Consider the following 17,746-nt stretch of genomic DNA (forward strand, 5'->3'; position numbering starts at 1 on the left):
CATGCCTGGGTCAGGCCTCCAGCGCGGCGGCTGGGCCAAAGAACTCGTAGCGGCTCTGCGCTTCCGGCACGCCGACATCACGCAGCAGCTTCTTCACCTGGGCCATGAACGGCTTCGGGCCGAGGAAGTAGGCATCCATGTCGCGCGTTGCAGGCAGCCATTGCTCCAGCAGCTCGCGGCTGAGGAAACCCTCGGCGTCGGCGGCATCGCCCGGCAGCGCTTCGCTGTAGCAGGTGTAGCTGCGCAGCTGCGGGTGCTGCTTCTGCTTGTCGGCGATGAACTCCTGGAACGCATGCACCTTGCCGTTGCGCGCGCAGTGGATGAAATGCACCTGGCGGCCGCTGGCCAGCGCCTGTTCCAGCATCGGCAGGGTCGGGGTGATGCCGATGCCGCCGCTGATGAAAGCCACCGGGCGTTCGCTGGCGGCCAAGGTGAAATCGCCGGCCGGGGCGAACAGCTCCAGCGTGTCGCCGACCTGCACGTTGTCATGCAGGTGGTTGGACACCTTGCCGTTGCCTTCGCGCTTGACGCTGATGCGGTAGCCCACGCCGTTGGCGGCACGCGACAAGGAATAGTTGCGGCGGGTTTCGCCGTCGTCGAGGTCCAGCTTCATGCCGATGTACTGGCCCGGCTGGAAATCCACCACCGCGCCGCCGTCTACTGGCACCAGGTGGAAGGAGGTGATTTCAGCGCTCTCGGGCACCTTCTCGGCGACACGGAAGCTGCGCGCACCGCGCCAGCCGCCCGGGGCCTTTTCATTGGCTGCATACACTGCTTCTTCGGCGCCGATCAGCAGGTCGGCCAGCATCTGATAGGCCGCGCCCCAGGCATCGATGATCTCGTCGGTGGCCACGTCCGGGCCCAGCACCTCGCGGATTGAGGCCAGCAGGTGGTGACCGACGATCGGGTAATGCTCCGGCAGAATCTGCAGGGCAACGTGCTTGTTGACGATCTGCCCGACCAACGGGCCCAGGGCTTCCAGGCGGTCGATGTGCTTGGCGTACATCAGCACCGAATTGGCCAACGCGCGCGGCTGGTCACCGCTGCTCTGGTGCTTGGGGTTGAACAGCGGGCGGGCGACGTCGCTCTGGGTCAACATGCGGCCGTAGAAGTGCTTGGTCAGCGCTTCGCCCCCCGTTTCCAGCAGCGGAACGGTGGCCTTGATGAGCTCGCGTTGGTTGGTCGTCAACATGTGGGTGGCTTCCTTGTGGGGGGGCCACCATCAACCCATTTTGGGGCTGCCGCTTCATTGATGAATATCAAGGAAGGGTGTTTATTCCGGTTTGCGGCGGGCTGGGCGCCACTGGGACGGCAAGGTTGGCATGCCGATCACGGGCCGGTGAGATTCGCGCCGCAGGCGTCAGCTTTCGGGCCGGTTCAACACGGCGGTCATTGCCGCAGCGTCTTCGCGCGACAGGAACAGGTATTCCAGCTCGCAACCGCCGAACTTGTCCTCCAGCTCGTGCTGGCGCACCGGGTGGCTGCCGAAGCGGTAATGGGTGCTGCCGTCATCGGAATCGATGACGTAAACGCCAAAGGACGGCGGATTGGTCAGGGTGCCTTCCAGCTTGACGGTTGAAGGGTCGATGGCGCGCTGGATAAGGTCGTCTAGGTCGATCATGGCGTAGCGAAAGGGCAGTGGATTGGGGGCTTTGGGCGCGCTCGCCGGCCCGGCGTCCGAGGTGCGGCGCGGTGGCGTGATGAGGCTCCAATGCGCGCAGACTGCCGACAGTGGCGGCGTAAAACAAGCCCGCCATGTAGGCGGGCTCGTCAACAGCCTGTTTCGGCACGATCAGCCGTTGCGACTGCGCCGCGCCAGCCCGCTGCACAGCGCGATGAAAGCGGTCAGCGCGGTCATCGACAGGAACTGCAGGCGGGTCTCCGGGGCGGCCATCAGCAGCGCGAAGATCAGCGCCAGGATCACCAGAGCCAGCACCGACAGGTACGGGTAACCGGCCATCTTGAACGGCAGCACGGTGCCGGCCCGCTCGGCGCGGGCGCGCAGGATCAGCTGCGAGACCAGGGTGATGGTCCACACCAGCAGGCAGGTCGAGCCGACCACGTTGAGCAGCACTGGCAGTACCCGGTTGGGGTACAGCAGTTCCAGCGCGGTGGCGGCAAAGCCAAACAGCACGCTGGCCAGCACCGCCAGCACCGGCACCTGGTGGCCGCTGGTGCGGGCCAGCCAGCGCGGGGCTTCGCGGCGCGAGGCCAGCGAATACATCATCCGCGAGGCGCCATAGAGGTTGGCATTGAGGGCCGACAGCAGCGCGATCACCGCGATCAGGGTGATGGCCGTGGCCGCGCCGGGGATGTTGGCCACGCTGAGGACGGCGGCAAACGGCGAGTTGAGGGTCTCGCTGGTCCACGGCACCACGGCGATGATCACGCCGATCGAACCGATATAGAACACCAGGATGCGCCAGGCCACAGTGCGGATGGCGCGTGCCAGGCTGCGCTCGGGGTCCTGGGTTTCAGCCGCGGCGACGGCCACGATCTCGGTGCCGCCAAAGGCGAAGATCACCACCAGCAGCGCTGCGCCGATGCCAGCCAGGCCCTTGGGCATGAAGCCGCCGTGGCCGGTGATGTTGGACAGCCCGGGCGAGGCCACGCCTGGCAGCAACCCCAGCAGCAAGGCGATGCCGATCAGGATGAAGGCAATGATGGCCCCCACCTTGAGGATGGCGAACCAGAACTCGAACTCGCCGTAATTGCGCACGCCCATCAGGTTGATCGCGGTGAACACCAGCATGAACGCCAGCGAGGTCAGTGGCACCGACAGCTGTGGCCAGACCGTGGCGAGCAAACCCGCCGCGCCAACGGACTCGGCCGCGATCACCACCACCAGCTGTGCCCACCACAGCCAGCCCACGGTCGCGCCGGCGGTCGGCCCCAGGGCGTCGGCGGCATACACCGAGAATGCACCGCTGGTGGGCCGTGCGGCGGCCATCTCGCCCATGGCGTGCATCATGATGATCACCAGCGTGCCGGCGACCAGATAGGAGATCAGCACGGCCGGGCCAGCGGCCTGGATGCCGACACCGGAGCCGAGGAACAGGCCGGCGCCAATGGCGCTGCCCAGTCCCATCATGATCAGCTGGCGCGGCTTGAGCGCACGCTCCAGATTCTGCGACGGCGCACTGGCCGGGGCGGAAGGATTGGCGGGCATTGATCTCGTTCAACAGGTTTTGGAGGCGGACACGATACCGCGTCCGCCAGCAATCGTGACGCCCGGATTGCAGGGAAAACAGCGCATGCCGGTACGATGAACGCCCCGACGCCGATGTGCGTCTGCAGCAAGCGGAGCTCCGATGCGCGGTCTGGATTTCAGCTCATGGCAGGGCCTGCTTTCGACCTTGGTCGGCCTGGCCATCATCACCTTGATCGGTGTCGGCATCCGCCTGTTGATCATGCAGGCGGTGCAGCAGAAGCGTGAGGCGGCCAACCGGCAGATCAACGAACGGCTCAAGACCCTGATCGCCGCCTACAAGACGCTGGGCGGCTCGTTCACCGGTGACCTCAGCGTGGACCCCACGCACCTGCGCGAGCGGCGCCTGCGCGCTGCCGAGCTGGCACAGGGCGAGCCGGCCACCGCCGCCGATGGCGCCCTGTTGCTGCCATCGTTTGCTGCCAATGATGGCGACCGCGCACGCCGCATCCGTGATGCGGTGGAAGGCGCGTTGTCGGATGTGATCCTGCTCGGCACCGAGGAACAGGTGCAGCTGGCTGCGCGCGCTGCCACGGACATGGTCGAAGGCCGGCCGATTCATACCGCCGAGTTGGTGGTGTCGCTGCGCGACTTCATCCGCACTGTGCTGGATCTGGACACGATTTCTGCGAGCGTGGCGATTCCACGGCAGGGCCCGTCGCGCCCGGCGAGTAGCGGTGGTGGCAAGGGTGCTGCTGGCGGCAAAGAAGGTGGAGGTGGAGGTGCCAAGGGCGGTGGAGGTGGCGGTGCGGGCGGGATGGGCGCTGGCATGGGAATGGGCGCCGGCCTGGGTTACGGCGCTGGGCGTGGCGGCGATGGAGATGACGGCCGCGCCTGAGCGCGTAGGTCTGGTCAGGGCGCGCTCGGAATCAGCAGTTTGGTGCGGTGCGCATCTTCGAGATTCGGCGCGCCGAAATGCTGGGAGAGGAAGCATTCTTCCTGCCGCAATTTGAACCAGAACGACTTGAATCCGCTGGCCACGGCGATCACGCCGCGCCAGTCGCCGACGATCAGCGCATTGCCGCAGAACAGCGGCAACAAGCCGCTGTAGATGGGATGCGGCACATATGGGTTGGGCCATTGGAAACCCGCAGTTGGGGCAACGGCCTGCGCGTTCTCGGAAATCGCGCCGGGCCGTTTCGCGCAGACCCTGCGCTGGAACAACACCCCGTTCGGGCGTATCCACTTCGCTGGCGAGCAGACCGAGCTGGGCGTTCCGGGCATGGAAGCCGCCGTGAGGTCCGGTGAGCGTGCGGCTGCAGCAATCCTTTCGGCCTGATTGAACTACCTTATCCCCCACCTTCCGGGCGCGGATGCGCCTTCCAGAGACAGTAATGAGCCTGAAGACATTGAACCCCTACGATTTGTTCGACGTGCGTTCGCTGCTGAGCGAGGAAGAACGTGCGGTGCAGGATTCCGTTGCCCGTTTCACCAACGAGCGCGTACTGCCGATCATCGGCGACTGCTTCGACCAAGGCCGCTTTCCGACCGAGCTGATCCCCGAGATCGCCGACATGGGCCTGCTCGGCTGCTCGCTGCCGGAGCAGTACGGCGGCGCCGGCTTGAACGGCGTCAGCTACGGCCTGATCTGCCAGGAACTGGAGCGCGGCGATTCCGGCATCCGCAGCTTTGTCTCGGTGCAAAGCTCGCTGTGCATGTACCCCATCTATGCCTACGGTTCGGAAGAACAGCGCATGCGCTGGTTGCCGGACATGGCGCGCGGCAAGGTCATCGGCTGCTTCGGCTTGACCGAAGCGCACGGCGGCTCCGACCCGGCCGCAATGAAAACCCGCGCCGTGAAAGACGGCGGTGATTGGGTGATCAACGGTTCCAAAATGTGGATCACCAACGGCTCGGTGGCCGACATCGCCATCGTCTGGGCGCACACCGACGACGGCGTGCAGGGTTTTGTCATCGAAAAGGGCACACCGGGTTTCACCACCCAGGAAATCAAGCACAAGATGAGCCTGCGTGCCTCGGTGACCGGCGCTCTGTTCTTCGACAACGTGCGCGTGCCCGATGCCAACCGCCTGCCCAACGTGACGGGTTTGAAGGGCCCGCTGGGTTGCCTTACCCAGGCCCGCTACGGCATCACCTGGGGCCCGATCGGCGCGGCCATTGCCTGCCTGGATGAAGTGCTGGCGTACACCAAGGAACGCATCCTGTTCGGTCGCCCGGTGGCGGCCACGCAGAGCGCGCAGATCAAGATGGCCGACATGGCCCGCCGCATCACCGCCGGCCAGTTGCTGGTGTTGCAGCTCGGTCGCTTGAAGGACGCCGGTGTGATGCAGCCGCAGCAGGTGTCGTTGGCCAAGTGGAACAACTGCCGCCTGGCCATCGACATCGCACGCGAATGCCGTGACCTGCTCGGCGGCGCCGGCATCACCACCGAGCACGGCGCGATCCGTCATGCGCTGAACCTGGAATCGGTCATCACCTATGAAGGTACCGAGACCGTTCACCAGCTGGTGATCGGCCGCGAGTTGACCGGCATCAACGCGTTCTGATCGATGGACGGCTTGCATCCTTCCATGCAGGCCGTCTGCCTGCGGCATATTCCCGAAGGGATGCCGCAGGTGCAGGATTTTGAATTGCAGCAACAGCCATTGCCGCCGCTCGGCGATGGCCAGCTGCGGGTGCAGGTGCAGTGGTTATCGCTGGACCCGTTCCTGCGTGCAGTTGGGCGGTCGCTATACGTTGCTGGAATACCGCAGTGGATGCGTCGCTGTCGGTGTGCCTGGCTGGACCGAAAGCGCCGTGCTGTCACTGCTACGACGGCACACCTGCTGTGGTGTTGAGCGGTTTGAATGACCTGAACAACCGAGTCGGCCAACCGCGTCCCCAGCCCCACCCGCCAAAATGAACAGCCCCGTGCAAGCGGCGATCACCGCTGCCCTGTTTTCATTCCGTACCATCGGCAACAATATGCCCCCTTGATCCCGTCCTATCGGGTCACGTTCGACGCCGTTCGGACGGTCACCCCATTCCACACCGAGAGACTGTGAAGACACCCCAGCAACTACAGGCACTGATCGACGACGGCGTCATCGAAGAGGTGTTGCGCCCGCTCAAGAGCGGCAAGGAAGCAGCGGTTTACGTGGTCCGCAGCGGCGGTGAAGTGCGTTGTGCCAAGGTCTACAAAGACATGGCCCAGCGCAGTTTTCAGCAGCGCGTGCAGTACCAGGAAGGTCGCAAGGTCCGTGGCAGCCGCGAAGCACGCGCCATCGGCAAGGCCAGCAAGTACGGCCGCAAGCAGCAGGAAACCGCCTGGAAGAACACCGAGGTGGACGCGCTGTACCAACTGCGCGAAGCCGGCGTGCGCGTGCCCGAGCCGTTTGGTTATTTCCACGGCGTGCTGGTGATGGAGCTGGTGACCGACGCCGAGGGCTTCAGCGCCGCGCGTCTGGGCGAAGTGGAACTCAGTGCCGAGCAAGCGCGTGAATTCCATGACGTGCTGGTGGAGCAGGTCAAGCTGATGCTGTGCTGCGGCCTGATCCACGGCGATCTGTCGGCCTACAACGTGCTGGTTGGCCCCGATGGCCCGGTGGTCATCGACTTCCCGCAGGTGGTCAGCGCCGCCGGCAACAACGCCGCGCGCACCATGCTGCTGCGCGACGTCAACAACCTCACCGCCAACCTCGGCCGCTGGGCACCGGAGCTGCTGGAGACCTGGTACGGCGAGGAAATGTGGGAGTTGTTCCAGGCCGGCGAACTGCAGGCAGACACCAAGCTGACCGGTGAATTCACCCCGGACGAAAGCGCCATCGACCTGGACAGCGTCCGCCACGCGATCAACGACGCCCGCGAAGAAGCCCTCATCCGCCAGCAAGGCCGCGAAGCCGCCGCCGAAGAAGAAGGCTACTGATTCCAGCTGAGCCCCTGTCCCGCATACCGGCGGGGACTGCCGACCCATTCCGTCGGTAGTCCTGCCGTTGTGCCCGCGTGCGCAACAGTTGTGCAGGGTGGTGCGATCACCCCGGGATCGCGGAAAGGTCTCCCGCTTGAATCCATCGCGCCTGTTCCGGCCGGAAGGCGCTTTCCCGGGTTGTCAGGGCAGTGATTTACCGGTGGCATGGCCACCCTTGCGATGAAAATATCGCCACACCGCCAGGAAGACCAGCGCGGTTCCCATGCCCTGTGATCCCATCATGGCGAGCAGCAATTTATCTTCAAAACCGAGTGGAAAATTGATGAGAAAGAGGGCGGCTACAGCGCAGGGAACGACGAGGCCGATGGCCGCCATTGCCCAGTAGTTGAGCATCTGGAAGCGCGCAAGCACCAATGTCGAAGGAATGCAGACAAGCAGTATGAACGGGATGAACAGTACGCCCATGAAAATGCTGCTGAACAGGAGGATGGTCAGCGTGCTGAGAGAGAAGCTGTTCGACAGCGACGGAGCCATCCATAAAAAATAGATGACGGCTGCGACCAACATTGCGACGACGGATGCCATCGCAAATGCGCCGGCTTTCCCCGCGGATTGCATGATGGTAGCGGCGTTTACGACCATTCCAGCAGGGCCGGCTTGTGGTTCGGTAGGAATGAAATGTCCATCAAGTACCGGCGGGGGTTGCCGGGGTCAATGCGCACGGCCACCTGATGATCATGGATGAACTCAGAAGGGTCATACCAGATGCTTTTACTGGTGAAGAGATGAATCTCGTTCAAGTCGGGGTCGTGCCATTGCGCGGTGATGACCCAAGGGCACTTGCCGTTGACAACCAACCCTTCATCGAGGTCGACCGAGAGGATTGTTGCTGAAACAAGGCGCCCTTGCGCCATCAGGAAACGCGCATCCCGCTTCTGCTTGAAGCGGAAGAAGGAGAATGCAAATCCGACAAAGAGGAAAGCGGTGCCGATGGCAAAAAGTAGAATCGGCTCTTCTTCGGAAAAGAAAGAAGCGGAAACAACGACGAGGCCAATGAGCAGGAAAAGCCACTTGATCACTGAAATTACGGGGTGGTCCATCTGCGTTATCGTCCTTGATGATGGGCAGGGTTGCGCGGGGGCCGATCATGCCATGGCCGGTCAAACCGAAGGGCGTTATCAGCAGCATTGAAGTGCTTTCAAGGCATATCTGAAAGTAGCGCTTGCACCGCTTGCACCGCTTGCCAGGAAGCGGCTGAACCGTCCAACGCCTACGGCAAGCTTGCAATGTGGCTGCAAGCGCGATGAGCAGATGGCTGCATCGCGCCCATGGGGAAACGCCAACGGGTTGGGTAACCACCCCCCGGACTATCTTCCTGCTGCATCGCGCTACGTGCGGAGCCGATCGCGTAGCGTTGGGACGATGCGCACAGCCGCACCCACCACAAGAAAGGCAAGAAAAAGGCCCAGCGAATTCAATAGCACCTGCGGATATCCAATGCTCGCCACGTCGATGAAGTGGTACGGATACGCACCAAGCAGCTCTCCGCGTGCGAACACATACACGAGGTAGCCGAGCGGATAGATGCACCACACAAGCGGTGCAAGCGCGCTGAATTTCGTGCGGGGAGTAAAGACCAGCCAGTACACCAGCGTCGAGATCGGCACCGCGTAGTGCAGCAGGTTATCGGCGAGCAGTTGCAGCCCTTGTGGATTCCATACATTGCGCAGGAGCAGGTGGTAGCCGATGCCGACCATCACGATTGATGTGGTCGCGCATCCAAGCACCATGGGCCTGGCGAAGAAGCGGCCAAGGCGCGTGTCGCCTGCAACGAGCGGCAACGTAGCAGCGAGCGCGACGAACAGATTGCTCAGTACCGTGAAGTAGCCGAAGTAGGCAATCGCACCGTCGACGACGGTGCCTCCGTTGGCGATCGCCAATCGGGTCGACAGCCAGAACTGGAGCAGCAACGCTGCCCACGCAATCAGCGCCAGCAAGGCCAGCGCGGGTTTGTTGACCACTTCATTCTTCACCTTCATGCCGTACCCCGGGGAGTGATTGCAGGCGGCGAATTCCGTTGGATTCGCCGCTGAGGAAATCCTGCTACAGCATTCTGATCCTGTTGCCCGCAACCGCCCAGCGATATTCGTGCCGACCTTCAGTCCTGATGCGGCTCCACCACAACCGCCGTGCCGTAACACAGCACCTAGGTCAGCCCCGTCATCAGCTCGGTGGCGTCGTAGCGAACGGCGATGATCGCGTTGGCTCCCAGCTGACGCGCGTGCGATCAGGCGCGCTCCAGCTTGAGCTTGATCCACGGTTGCCAGCCAGCCTTCTTGCTTTTCAGTTCCCAAAGGCCAGTGAGCTGATTGTTGTCCGCACTGAACTTGCCCTGGAAACGAACGACCTCTCCGGTGATGGTCCACCGCTTGCCTTTCAGTGCGACCTCAAGCACCTCGGTTCCGCCCTGGTCGTCGTACGAACGGGCGACATACTTTCTGCTTGCACGGTCGTAGCCAACAATTTCCATGGAGCGGGTAGGGCTCTGACCAAAGCGCGCATCGACGTCATGCAGCATGAAGTGCTTTCCGGGAAGCCAACGGTAGGTATCCGTCGCGGACAGGGTCGTCGCAGGCCCGCCCTCTGTCTCAAGCACTTCACCGGTGGTGTTCCAGGTGCCAATGAACACTTCCAGACGCGACATACGATTCGTGGCCATGCGCAACTCCGTTTCAGTGTTGATGCGGTTGCTGCGGATATTGGCGGCAGAGTGATGGGGAGACAACGGCCATGTGCCATAGGTGTGATGCCTTCATCGAAAGGGCACTCTGACCCCGGCTTTTCCTCAACTGACGAGATCACGCAGCAGCGCAAATGCCCAATACGCGGCAATGGCGAGCTGGATTGCAAACGCTGCAAATCGCAGATTCACCGCTGCGGTGTTCACGGAGGCCACATGGATCGAGGATTGCGCGAGGCGTGCGCCGAGGACGACAAGCGCGAGAGGATCCGTCACTGCACTATGTCCGGTGGCAATCGCAGCCAGGAGCAGGCCGCCGATCAGCGGAAAGCTTTCGATGCAATTGGCGTGGGCCCGGGTCAGGCGTTGCATCAACGGTGAGAGATTGCTGTTGTCCGGCTTGAACTGGCCAGCGTGGAATTTGCCTGCGATCACCAGCCTGACTCTGCCCACCTCCATCGCCAGCAGCAGGAGCAGGGCCCATACGATGAAGCCAACAAGTGCGATGGCGCTGGTGCTCTGCATGGCAGTTCCTCTTGAGGGTGGGCGTGGAGAAATTCCAATCAGGGGCGGAGAAGCTTAAGCGGGAAATCGGCTGGCGGTTCAAGCTTTCCGCTCTTGGCTGAGGCGCGGTAAGTAAAGCTGCACTCTGGGTTGGCCCGCTCTTCTCCAAGGCATGTGCTTGCCCCCTTCGCTTGATGCGTTGACTTGAGGCTCTGGCTTCAGCCCCTCTCCCTTTACGGGAGAGGGATTGGGGAGAGGGCGCCGTTGTCGCTGCGGCCGTACCCTCATCCGCCCTTTGGGCACCTTCTCCCGCAGGGAGAAGCACCTGCAACTGCACCCTCAGCGGTGATTCCGCGACAACACCATCGAATACGCGAACTTGCCCGGCGGATGCAGGCTGGTCGCCAGCAGCAACAGGCGGCCGTTGGCATCGCGGTAACGGCGCTGCACGCGCATGGCCGGCTCGGTCTTTTTGATGTCAAGCAACTTGGCGTCGCTTGCATCGAACGAAGCGGCATCAAACACCTGTTCCACCCGCGACAACTTGGATGGGTCCAGGAACTTGGCCACCGCACGCGCTGCGCCGGCAACGTCCAATAGCTTGTCGGTGGGTACACCGCTGCGTACCGGTACCAGCATCTCGGTCACCGCGATCGGCTCGCGGGTTTGTTCTTCAAGACGCAAGCAGTGCAGGCGCAGGTATTCCTTGCCTTCGTGGATATCCAACCGCTGCGCCATGCCGGCATCGGCAATGTGGCGTTCGGCGCTTAACACGTTCAAGCGGGTGCTGTTGCCGTACTGCATCAGCAGATCGACGGTGTCGATCTCGTGCTCGTAACGCATTGCCGCGCTCTGCGCGATCACGCGGGTGCCGGCGCCGGGGCGGCGCTGTACCAGCCCGGCGCTGATCAACTGTGCCAATGCGGCACGCGCAGTATGGCGGCTGACGCTGAAGCGTTCGCACAGCTCCAGCTCGGTGGGCAGCAACGTGCCGACCGCGTACTCACCTTTCTCGATTGCCGTCTGCAACAGATCGCCAAGTTCGGCATAGCGGGGCTTGCTGCGTCTCGTACCAGTCATCTGTACTGATCCTTGTTCAACGTCTGTGCGAAAGCGCCTGCCAACTGCGTTCCAGGGCTTCGCGGTGTTCGGGAGCGGCAATGGCGATCAGGGCACGGGCCCTGGCGTGGACATCCAGGTGACGCAGATCGGCGACACCGTATTCGCTGACGATGCAGTCCGCATCCACGCGTGCCAGGCTCACTGGCCCCGCGGGAAGCATCGGCACAATCCTGCTTTCGCCTTTGGGAGTACTGGCAGGGAGTGCAATGATGCCGCGACCACCTACCGATTGGCGAGCACCTTGCAGGAAGTCGGGCAGGCCGCCAACACCACTCAGTTGGCGTCCAGACAGGAACTCGCCGTTCACCTGGCCCAGCAGATCTACCGAGGCATGTGTATGGAAAACGTCGCGGAACGAAGCGATGCGCTTGGAGAGAATATGGTGGTACTACCGACCGCGCCGCAACGCGCCTTTGCGTTCGGCACGCCGGCACCGGCCAGCCAGGCCGACCTCACCGCGTATGCCAACCTGGCCGGCAATCCGGCCTTGTCGGTGCCGCTGCCGGTCGCGGCAGGCGAGTTGCCGGCGGGCATGCAGCTGGTCGGCAACATCGGCGATGAGTTGCAGTTGATCGCGCTGGCCGAAGCCTTCCAGCAGGCGATTGCATGGCAGCCTGCGGTTCCTGATGCCTGTGCTGCGTGGTGGCCGAAATGACGTTGCTGGAAGGGATTCGCATACTCGATCTGTCGCGCATCCTTGCCGGGCCGTGGGCCACGCAGGTGTTGGCGGATTTCGGCGCCGATGTGATCAAGGTCGAGCGCCCGGGCGTGGGTGATGACACCCGTACCTGGGGCCCGCCGTATCTGAAAGATGCGGACGGCAACGACACCACCGAGTCGGCGTATTACCTGTGCGCCAATCGTGGCAAGCGTTCGGTCGCCATCGACTTCACCACGGACGACGGGCAGGCGCTGATCCGCGAACTGCTCGCCCATTGCGACGTGTTGGTGGAGAACTACAAAGTCGGTGGCCTGCAGAAATACGGGCTGGATTTCGCCAGCGTGCACGCCCTCAATCCCAAGCTGGTGTACTGCTCCATCACCGGCTACGGCCAGGATGGGCCGTATGCACAGCGCGCCGGTTACGACGCTGCCATCCAGGCCATTGGCGGCTTGATGAGCGTCACTGGCGAGCCGGACGGTTCACCCGGCGCAGTGCCGCAGAAAGTGGGCGTGGCTGCTACTGATCTGATGACTGGCATGTACGCCGCCACCGCCATTCTTGCCGCCTTGCGCCATGCCGAACGCACCGGCGTGGGCCAGCAGATTGATCTGGCGTTGCTGGATACGCAGGTGGCGTGGCTGGCGAACCAGGCATCGAATTACCTGGTCGGTGGCGTGGTGCCGACCCGACAAGGCACTGCGCATCCCAATATCGTGCCGTATCAAGTGATGCCGGCGTCCGATGGATATTTCATGCTCGCCGTTGGCAACGACGGCCAGTTCGCGCGTCTGTGCGAGGTGATCGGCGAACCGCAGTTGGCCAGCGATCCGCGCTATGCCACCAACAATGCCCGCGTCGCGCATCGCGGCGAATTGGTGCCGTATCTGCAGCAACGCCTGTGCACGCGACCGGTCGCCGAATGGTTGGCGGCATTGGAACGCGCCGTGGTGCCGGCCAACCCGGTCAACCGCATCGATCAGGTATTCGACGATGCGCAGGTGCAGGCACGCGGCCTGCGCATCGAGCTGCCGCATGCCGGCGGCGGCAAAGTGGCGATGGTGCGCAACCCGCTGAAATTCTCGGTCACGCCGTTGCAGTACACCCAAGCCGCGCCGGTGTTGGGGCAGCACACCACGCAGGTGCTGGACGAAGTGTTGGGGACGGATGCAACGCGACTGCAGGAATTGCAGGCGCTGGGTGTGATTGCGGGGTAGGAGCGTTACCCCTCCCCAACCCTCCCCTTCGCGATGCGTAAGGGAGGGGGCAGATTGCGCACGATGTGGGATTGCGGGTGTTGCCTTGCTTCACCCCCCCTTTGCCGAAGGCAAGGGGAGGGCGGTGGAAGGCTGCACTTCGCGATTGATCCACAGCGGATGCATTCCCCGCTTCGCGAGCAAGCTCGCTCCTACGCGCCGCCGGGAAACCCGTGCTGGCGCCACGCCTCGAACACCACCACGGCGACCGAGTTGGACAGGTTGAGGCTGCGGTTGTTGGGTTGCATCGGCAGGCGCAGACGGCGGCCGTCGGGCAGGCCATCCAGCAGATCCTGCGGCAGGCCGCGTGTTTCCGGGCCGAACAGGAAGGCATCGCCATCGGCGAATGGCACGCTGTCGTAGCGCACGCTGCCGCGGGTGCTCATTGCGAACAGTCGCTTGGGCGCGATGCGCGACAGCGCGGTATCCAGATCCGGATGGACCTGCATCTGTGCGTACTCGTGATAATCCAGGCCGGCGCGCTTGAGCTGCTTGTCACTGAGGTCAAACCCCAAGGGCTCGATCAGGTGCAGTCGCGCGCCGGTGTTGGCGCAAAGCCGGATCACATTGCCCGTGTTGGGCGGGATCTCGGGCTGATACAGCAGGACGTCGAAAACGGGTGCGGAAGTCATCGGCGGAGTTTACGCCGCGTCGCTTCCGGCGGGGTCTGGCTCAGTACGAAACCAGACCCTTGGCGACCACGTTGCCGACGGCATCGGCGGCCAGTTCGGCAGCCAGTGCCTGCACCTGCTGCACGTCCGGGCGGACGGTGACGGCGGGCAGCGACACGACCCAGTTGGCGACGCTGACAATCGGCGTGGCGGCAGCCAACTGGGTGGCGGCGTTTTCGGCCATCAGCTCAACGATCTGGCCGACGGTCGGACGGACCTGCACCGCAGCCAGCGTCGGGATGCTGCTGGTGGCTTCGTGGTTGGCCTGGGCCAGCTGATCAGCCGACGGGCGGACCTGCACGGTGTCCAGGGTGACGATATCCGAGGCCTGCACGGTCGAAGCAAAGCCGGCGGCGAGGACGAGGGCGATGGCAAGAGACTTGGCGTTCATGGCGGGACCTGTTTGGTGTGTGTGAGCAGCGGTGTGGTAGTAAGGTAGTACACCAAATAACGGGGCGCAAGGACTTTCTTAACTTCCCGGTATTTGTTCAGCGATCAGTCATGTTTCGTTTGATTGATCTTGCTGCACCCAGAAGTACGCAGGACGCGTGCCAACTGCATCGTATTGAATTAAAAGGGATTTGCAGAAGATTGGAGTGTCCGCTGTCCGGACACTGGGTCCGCAGGACGGCCGTACGCGGACACTTGGCCGTCCGCACAGCGGGCATGACCCATGGCGTATGCGGCAAAGGCCTGTGGGCGGTTAGGATCGGCGTTCACATTCATACCCAAGGAAAGTGGAATGAGCGCAGCACCCCGTACCGCCCTGTTGACCCTGGCTCTCAGTGCTGCCCTCGGCGGATTCGTCGGCATGCCGTTGCCGGCCGAAGCCAAGTCCAAGCCCGCTGCTGCGGCGTCCGTGGACATTCCCTATGAGGAGTTCACCCTGCCCAATGGCCTGCGCGTGGTGGTGCACACCGACCGCAAGGCACCGATCGTGGCGGTGAACATCTGGTACCACGTCGGTGCCAAGGACGAGCAGGTCGGCCGCACGGGCTTTGCGCATCTGTTTGAACACTTGATGTTCCAGCGCAGCGAAAACCACGACGGCGAGTTCTTTGAACCCTTCAAGCAGGTGGGCGCCACCGACCAGAACGGCACCACCAACACCGACCGCACCAACTATTTCCAGAATGTGCCGACCACCGCGCTGGACATGGCGTTGTGGATGGAGTCGGACCGCATGGGGCATCTGGTCGGCGCCATCGACCAGGCCGCACTGGATGAGCAGCGTGGCGTGGTGCAGAACGAAAAGCGCCAGGGCGAAAACCAGCCTTACGGCCAGGTGTGGGACAAGCTCACGCGGGCGATGTACCCGGCCAGCCACCCGTACCACCACGGTGTGATCGGTTCGATGAACGATCTCAACGCCGCATCGCTGGATGATGTCAAAACCTGGTTCCGCACCTGGTACGGCCCGAACAACGCGGTGCTGGTGCTGGCCGGTGATATCGACGTGGCCACCGCCAAGGAAAAGGCCGCCAAGTTCTTCGGCGACATTCCGGCCGGCCCGAGCATGGCGCAGCCGCAGGTCAATGTTGCCCAGCGTCCGGCCACCACCCGCGAAGTGATGACCGACAAGGTGCCGCAGGCGCGCATCTACCGCGCCTGGAACGTCGCCCAGATCGGCACCATCGATATCGACCAGCTGGATCTGTTCTCGTACGTGCTGGGTGGTGCCAAGTCCTCGCGTCTGGACCAGCGCCTGCTGCACACCGACAAGCTGGTGGACAACATCAGTGCAATGACCGACGCCTCGCAGCTGGGTTCCAACTTCCTGGTCATGGCCACGGTCAAGCAGGGCGTGGACCCGGCCAAGGTTGAAGCGGCCATTGATGAAGAGATCAAGCGGCTGATCGCCGAAGGCCCGACCGCCGACGAACTTGCGCGCGCCAAGGTGCAGTCGCGCGCCAGCTTCGTGCGCGGTATCGAGCGCATTGGCGGCTTCGGCGGCAAGGCTGACGCGCTGGCGCAATGCGCCGTATATGAAGGCAACCCGGGTTGCTTCCGCACCTCGCTGGCCAACATCGAAGCGGCCACCGCTGCCGACGTGAAGGCTGCCGGCGCCAAGTGGCTGGGCGTGGGCGACCACACCCTGGTCGTCGAGCCGGGCGAGCGCGTGGCATTGGAAGAACTGCCCTCGGGCAAGCCGACGCCGTTCAACGTACCGGCCGTGGATGCCAAGTTCACCACGCTGCCGAGTCAGGTGGACCGCAGCACCGGTGTGCCGCAGACCAAGACCTTCCCGGAACTGAAGTTCCCGCAGCTGCAGCGCGCCACGCTGAAGAACGGCACCCAGGTGGTGCTGGCCGAGCGCCACGACATCCCGGTGGTGCAGTTCAGCTATGAATTTGCGGGTGGCTTCACCGCCGACCAGGGCCGCAAGCCGGGCACCGCTAACTTCACCATGGGCATGTTGGATGAAGGTGCTGGCCAGCTCGGCTCGCTGGCGTTTGCCGATGCGGTGGAAAGTCTGGGTGCCAGCATTGGTGCAGGCGCGTCGCTGGACGGTGCCAACGTGTATCTGTCGGCGCTGAAGGAGAACCTGGCGCCGTCACTGGCGCTGTATGCCGATGTCGTGCGCGCACCGCGCTTCGATCAGAACGAGATCGATCGCATCCGTGCCACTTGGATTGCCGGTATCCAGCAGGAAAAAGTGCAGCCCAACGCGGTCGCCATGCGCGTGCTGCCGCCGCTGCTGTACGGTGCCGGCCATCCGTATGCCATCCCGTTCACCGGCAGTGGCGACGAAGCGGCCATCAAGGCACTGACCCGCGACGACCTGGTTTCTTTCCACAAGGAATGGGTGCGTCCGGAAGGCGCCACGCTGGTAGTCGTCGGCGACACCACGTTGAAGGACATCGTGCCGTTGCTGGAGCGTCAGTTCGGTGATTGGAAGGGCGAAGGCGCCGCACCCAAGGTGGCCGCGCCGGCCGACGTCGCGCGTCCGCAGGGCGTGCGCGTGTTCCTGATCGACCAGCCGGGCGCGGTGCAGGCCAATCTGTTTGCCGGCGAAGTAACGCCGTCGACGATGAGCCCGGGCGCCACCCGCTTCGACATCGCCAATGGCGTGCTGGGTGGCGACTTCACCTCGCGTTTGAACATGAACCTGCGTGAGGACAAGCATTGGTCCTACGGCGCACGTTCCATGGCCTCCAACGCCCTCGGCCAGCGGCCGTGGATGGCGATTGCCCCGGTGCAGATCGACAAGACCGCCGATGCACTGAAGGAAATGAACGCCGAAATCAGCCAGTTCGCCACCGGCCAGCGCCCGCCCACCGATGCGGAAGTCAGCCGCATCCGCAACATCCAGACGCTGAGCCTGCCCGGTGCGTATGAAACTGCCTCGGCGGTGATGAACACCGTGGGCAGCATCGTGCGTTACGGGCGTCCGGACGATTACGTGTTCAAGCGCAAGGCCGAGATCGAAGCGATGACCCCGGCACAGGTGGCCGAAGCGGCCAAGACGCTGGATCCGTCCACGCTGACCTGGGTGGTGGTGGGCGACCTCAAGCACACCGAAGCACCGGTCCGCGCGCTGAAGCTGGGCGAAGTCACCGTGATCGACGCCGACGGCAAGCCGGTCGCAGCGAAGGCGAAGTAAGCGCCGCCATCGCATACGCCTGCCGTAGCCGAAGCCCCTCTCCCGCAGGCGGGAGAGGGGTTGGGGTGAGGGGAAGCTTCAAGCAAGCAATCTTCAGCCTCCCCTCCTCCGC

The 17,746-nt window shown here is 63.5% G+C and carries 21 protein-coding genes and 1 pseudogene; 8 read left to right on the plus strand and 14 right to left on the minus strand.

Features of this window, described 5'->3' with window-relative positions:
* Positions 1–10: 10 nt before the first annotated feature.
* The 3 genes from hmpA to ACREP4_RS13070 form a co-directional block, all read right to left on the minus strand.
* Positions 11–1,192, minus strand: a complete 1,182-nt coding sequence (gene hmpA, locus ACREP4_RS13060) for an NO-inducible flavohemoprotein (protein WP_431596626.1) — start codon at positions 1,190–1,192, stop codon at positions 11–13.
* Between the two features lie 168 nt (positions 1,193–1,360).
* The gene (locus ACREP4_RS13065; protein ID WP_431596627.1) at positions 1,361–1,621 is read right to left on the minus strand and encodes a hypothetical protein; all 261 of its coding nucleotides are present in this window, start codon (positions 1,619–1,621) and stop codon (positions 1,361–1,363) included.
* A gap of 171 nt (positions 1,622–1,792) precedes the next feature.
* The gene (locus ACREP4_RS13070; RefSeq protein WP_431596628.1) at positions 1,793–3,169 is read right to left on the minus strand and encodes an amino acid permease; all 1,377 of its coding nucleotides are present in this window, start codon (positions 3,167–3,169) and stop codon (positions 1,793–1,795) included.
* Positions 3,170–3,311: 142 nt separating this feature from the next.
* On the opposite strand from ACREP4_RS13070, the gene ACREP4_RS13075 reads away from it, so the two are divergent.
* A complete protein-coding gene (locus ACREP4_RS13075) occupies positions 3,312–4,046 on the plus strand; it encodes a hypothetical protein (protein ID WP_431596629.1) in 735 nt (244 codons plus the stop codon).
* Between the two features lie 14 nt (positions 4,047–4,060).
* Here ACREP4_RS13075 and ACREP4_RS13080 read toward each other — a convergent pair whose 3' ends face one another.
* Positions 4,061–4,375: a hypothetical protein gene (locus tag ACREP4_RS13080; RefSeq protein ID WP_431596702.1), complete on the minus strand. Its 315-nt coding sequence runs from the start codon at positions 4,373–4,375 to the stop codon at positions 4,061–4,063.
* Between ACREP4_RS13080 and ACREP4_RS13085 the strand changes: the two genes are divergently transcribed.
* The 4 genes from ACREP4_RS13085 to ACREP4_RS13100 all read left to right on the plus strand — a co-directional run bounded on the left by ACREP4_RS13085 (position 4,281) and on the right by ACREP4_RS13100 (position 7,073).
* Positions 4,281–4,487, plus strand: a complete 207-nt coding sequence (locus ACREP4_RS13085) for an FAD-dependent oxidoreductase (RefSeq protein ID WP_431596630.1) — start codon at positions 4,281–4,283, stop codon at positions 4,485–4,487. The two genes, ACREP4_RS13080 and ACREP4_RS13085, sit on opposite strands and share 95 nt — an antisense overlap.
* Before the next feature lie 55 nt (positions 4,488–4,542).
* Complete coding sequence (locus tag ACREP4_RS13090; protein ID WP_431596631.1) at positions 4,543–5,715, plus strand: acyl-CoA dehydrogenase family protein; 1,173 nt, start codon at positions 4,543–4,545, stop codon at positions 5,713–5,715.
* 24 nt (positions 5,716–5,739) lie between these two features.
* Complete coding sequence (locus ACREP4_RS13095) at positions 5,740–6,006, plus strand: hypothetical protein (protein ID WP_431596632.1); 267 nt, start codon at positions 5,740–5,742, stop codon at positions 6,004–6,006.
* A gap of 203 nt (positions 6,007–6,209) precedes the next feature.
* Entirely contained in the window at positions 6,210–7,073 is an 864-nt protein-coding gene (locus ACREP4_RS13100) for a PA4780 family RIO1-like protein kinase (RefSeq protein WP_431596633.1), read from the plus strand.
* A gap of 183 nt (positions 7,074–7,256) precedes the next feature.
* Here the strand turns inward: ACREP4_RS13100 and ACREP4_RS13105 are convergent, their stop codons facing one another.
* From ACREP4_RS13105 to ACREP4_RS13140, 8 genes and pseudogenes are all read right to left on the minus strand, one after another.
* On the minus strand, positions 7,257–7,718 hold the full coding sequence (locus ACREP4_RS13105) for a hypothetical protein (protein ID WP_431596634.1): 462 nt from the start codon (positions 7,716–7,718) through the stop codon (positions 7,257–7,259).
* Entirely contained in the window at positions 7,709–8,176 is a 468-nt protein-coding gene (locus ACREP4_RS13110; protein ID WP_431596635.1) for a hypothetical protein, read from the minus strand. Before ACREP4_RS13110 ends, ACREP4_RS13105 begins: the two co-directional genes overlap by 10 nt.
* A gap of 288 nt (positions 8,177–8,464) precedes the next feature.
* Entirely contained in the window at positions 8,465–9,115 is a 651-nt protein-coding gene (locus ACREP4_RS13115; RefSeq protein ID WP_431596636.1) for a Pr6Pr family membrane protein, read from the minus strand.
* 167 nt (positions 9,116–9,282) lie between these two features.
* Positions 9,283–9,360, minus strand: a pseudogene (locus tag ACREP4_RS13120) (YbjQ family protein); the annotation flags it as partial.
* 3 nt (positions 9,361–9,363) lie between these two features.
* Entirely contained in the window at positions 9,364–9,861 is a 498-nt protein-coding gene (locus tag ACREP4_RS13125; protein ID WP_431596637.1) for a DUF1579 family protein, read from the minus strand.
* A gap of 60 nt (positions 9,862–9,921) precedes the next feature.
* Positions 9,922–10,341 (minus strand): MAPEG family protein, encoded by a 420-nt coding sequence (locus ACREP4_RS13130; protein WP_431596638.1) that lies wholly within the window; start codon positions 10,339–10,341, stop codon positions 9,922–9,924.
* Between the two features lie 318 nt (positions 10,342–10,659).
* Positions 10,660–11,400, minus strand: coding sequence for a GntR family transcriptional regulator (locus ACREP4_RS13135; RefSeq protein WP_431596639.1), 741 nt, complete (start codon positions 11,398–11,400; stop codon positions 10,660–10,662).
* Positions 11,401–11,416: 16 nt separating this feature from the next.
* Positions 11,417–11,821 (minus strand): acetyl-CoA hydrolase/transferase C-terminal domain-containing protein, encoded by a 405-nt coding sequence (locus tag ACREP4_RS13140; RefSeq protein ID WP_431596701.1) that lies wholly within the window; start codon positions 11,819–11,821, stop codon positions 11,417–11,419.
* Between ACREP4_RS13140 and ACREP4_RS13145 the strand changes: the two genes are divergently transcribed.
* Together ACREP4_RS13145 and ACREP4_RS13150 are read left to right on the plus strand one after the other, a co-directional pair.
* A complete protein-coding gene (locus tag ACREP4_RS13145) occupies positions 11,780–12,097 on the plus strand; it encodes an amidase family protein (protein ID WP_431596640.1) in 318 nt (105 codons plus the stop codon). The genes ACREP4_RS13140 and ACREP4_RS13145 overlap by 42 nt on opposite strands.
* Positions 12,094–13,320, plus strand: a complete 1,227-nt coding sequence (locus ACREP4_RS13150) for a CaiB/BaiF CoA transferase family protein (protein ID WP_431596641.1) — start codon at positions 12,094–12,096, stop codon at positions 13,318–13,320. Before ACREP4_RS13145 ends, ACREP4_RS13150 begins: the two co-directional genes overlap by 4 nt.
* Positions 13,321–13,511: 191 nt before the next feature.
* Here ACREP4_RS13150 and trmL read toward each other — a convergent pair whose 3' ends face one another.
* On the minus strand, positions 13,512–13,991 hold the full coding sequence (gene trmL / locus ACREP4_RS13155; protein ID WP_431596642.1) for a tRNA (uridine(34)/cytosine(34)/5-carboxymethylaminomethyluridine(34)-2'-O)-methyltransferase TrmL: 480 nt from the start codon (positions 13,989–13,991) through the stop codon (positions 13,512–13,514).
* A 40-nt stretch (positions 13,992–14,031) separates the two neighbouring features.
* Positions 14,032–14,421: a hypothetical protein gene (locus ACREP4_RS13160; protein WP_431596643.1), complete on the minus strand. Its 390-nt coding sequence runs from the start codon at positions 14,419–14,421 to the stop codon at positions 14,032–14,034.
* 351 nt (positions 14,422–14,772) lie between these two features.
* Here ACREP4_RS13160 and ACREP4_RS13165 point away from each other — a divergent pair, with 351 nt between their 5' ends.
* A complete protein-coding gene (locus ACREP4_RS13165) occupies positions 14,773–17,634 on the plus strand; it encodes a M16 family metallopeptidase (protein WP_431596644.1) in 2,862 nt (953 codons plus the stop codon).
* Positions 17,635–17,746: the final 112 nt, after the last annotated feature.

Origin of the sequence: Stenotrophomonas sp. (assembly GCF_050737575.1) — a bacterium.
In the GTDB taxonomy this organism is placed as follows: Bacteria; Pseudomonadota; Gammaproteobacteria; order Xanthomonadales; family Xanthomonadaceae; genus Stenotrophomonas.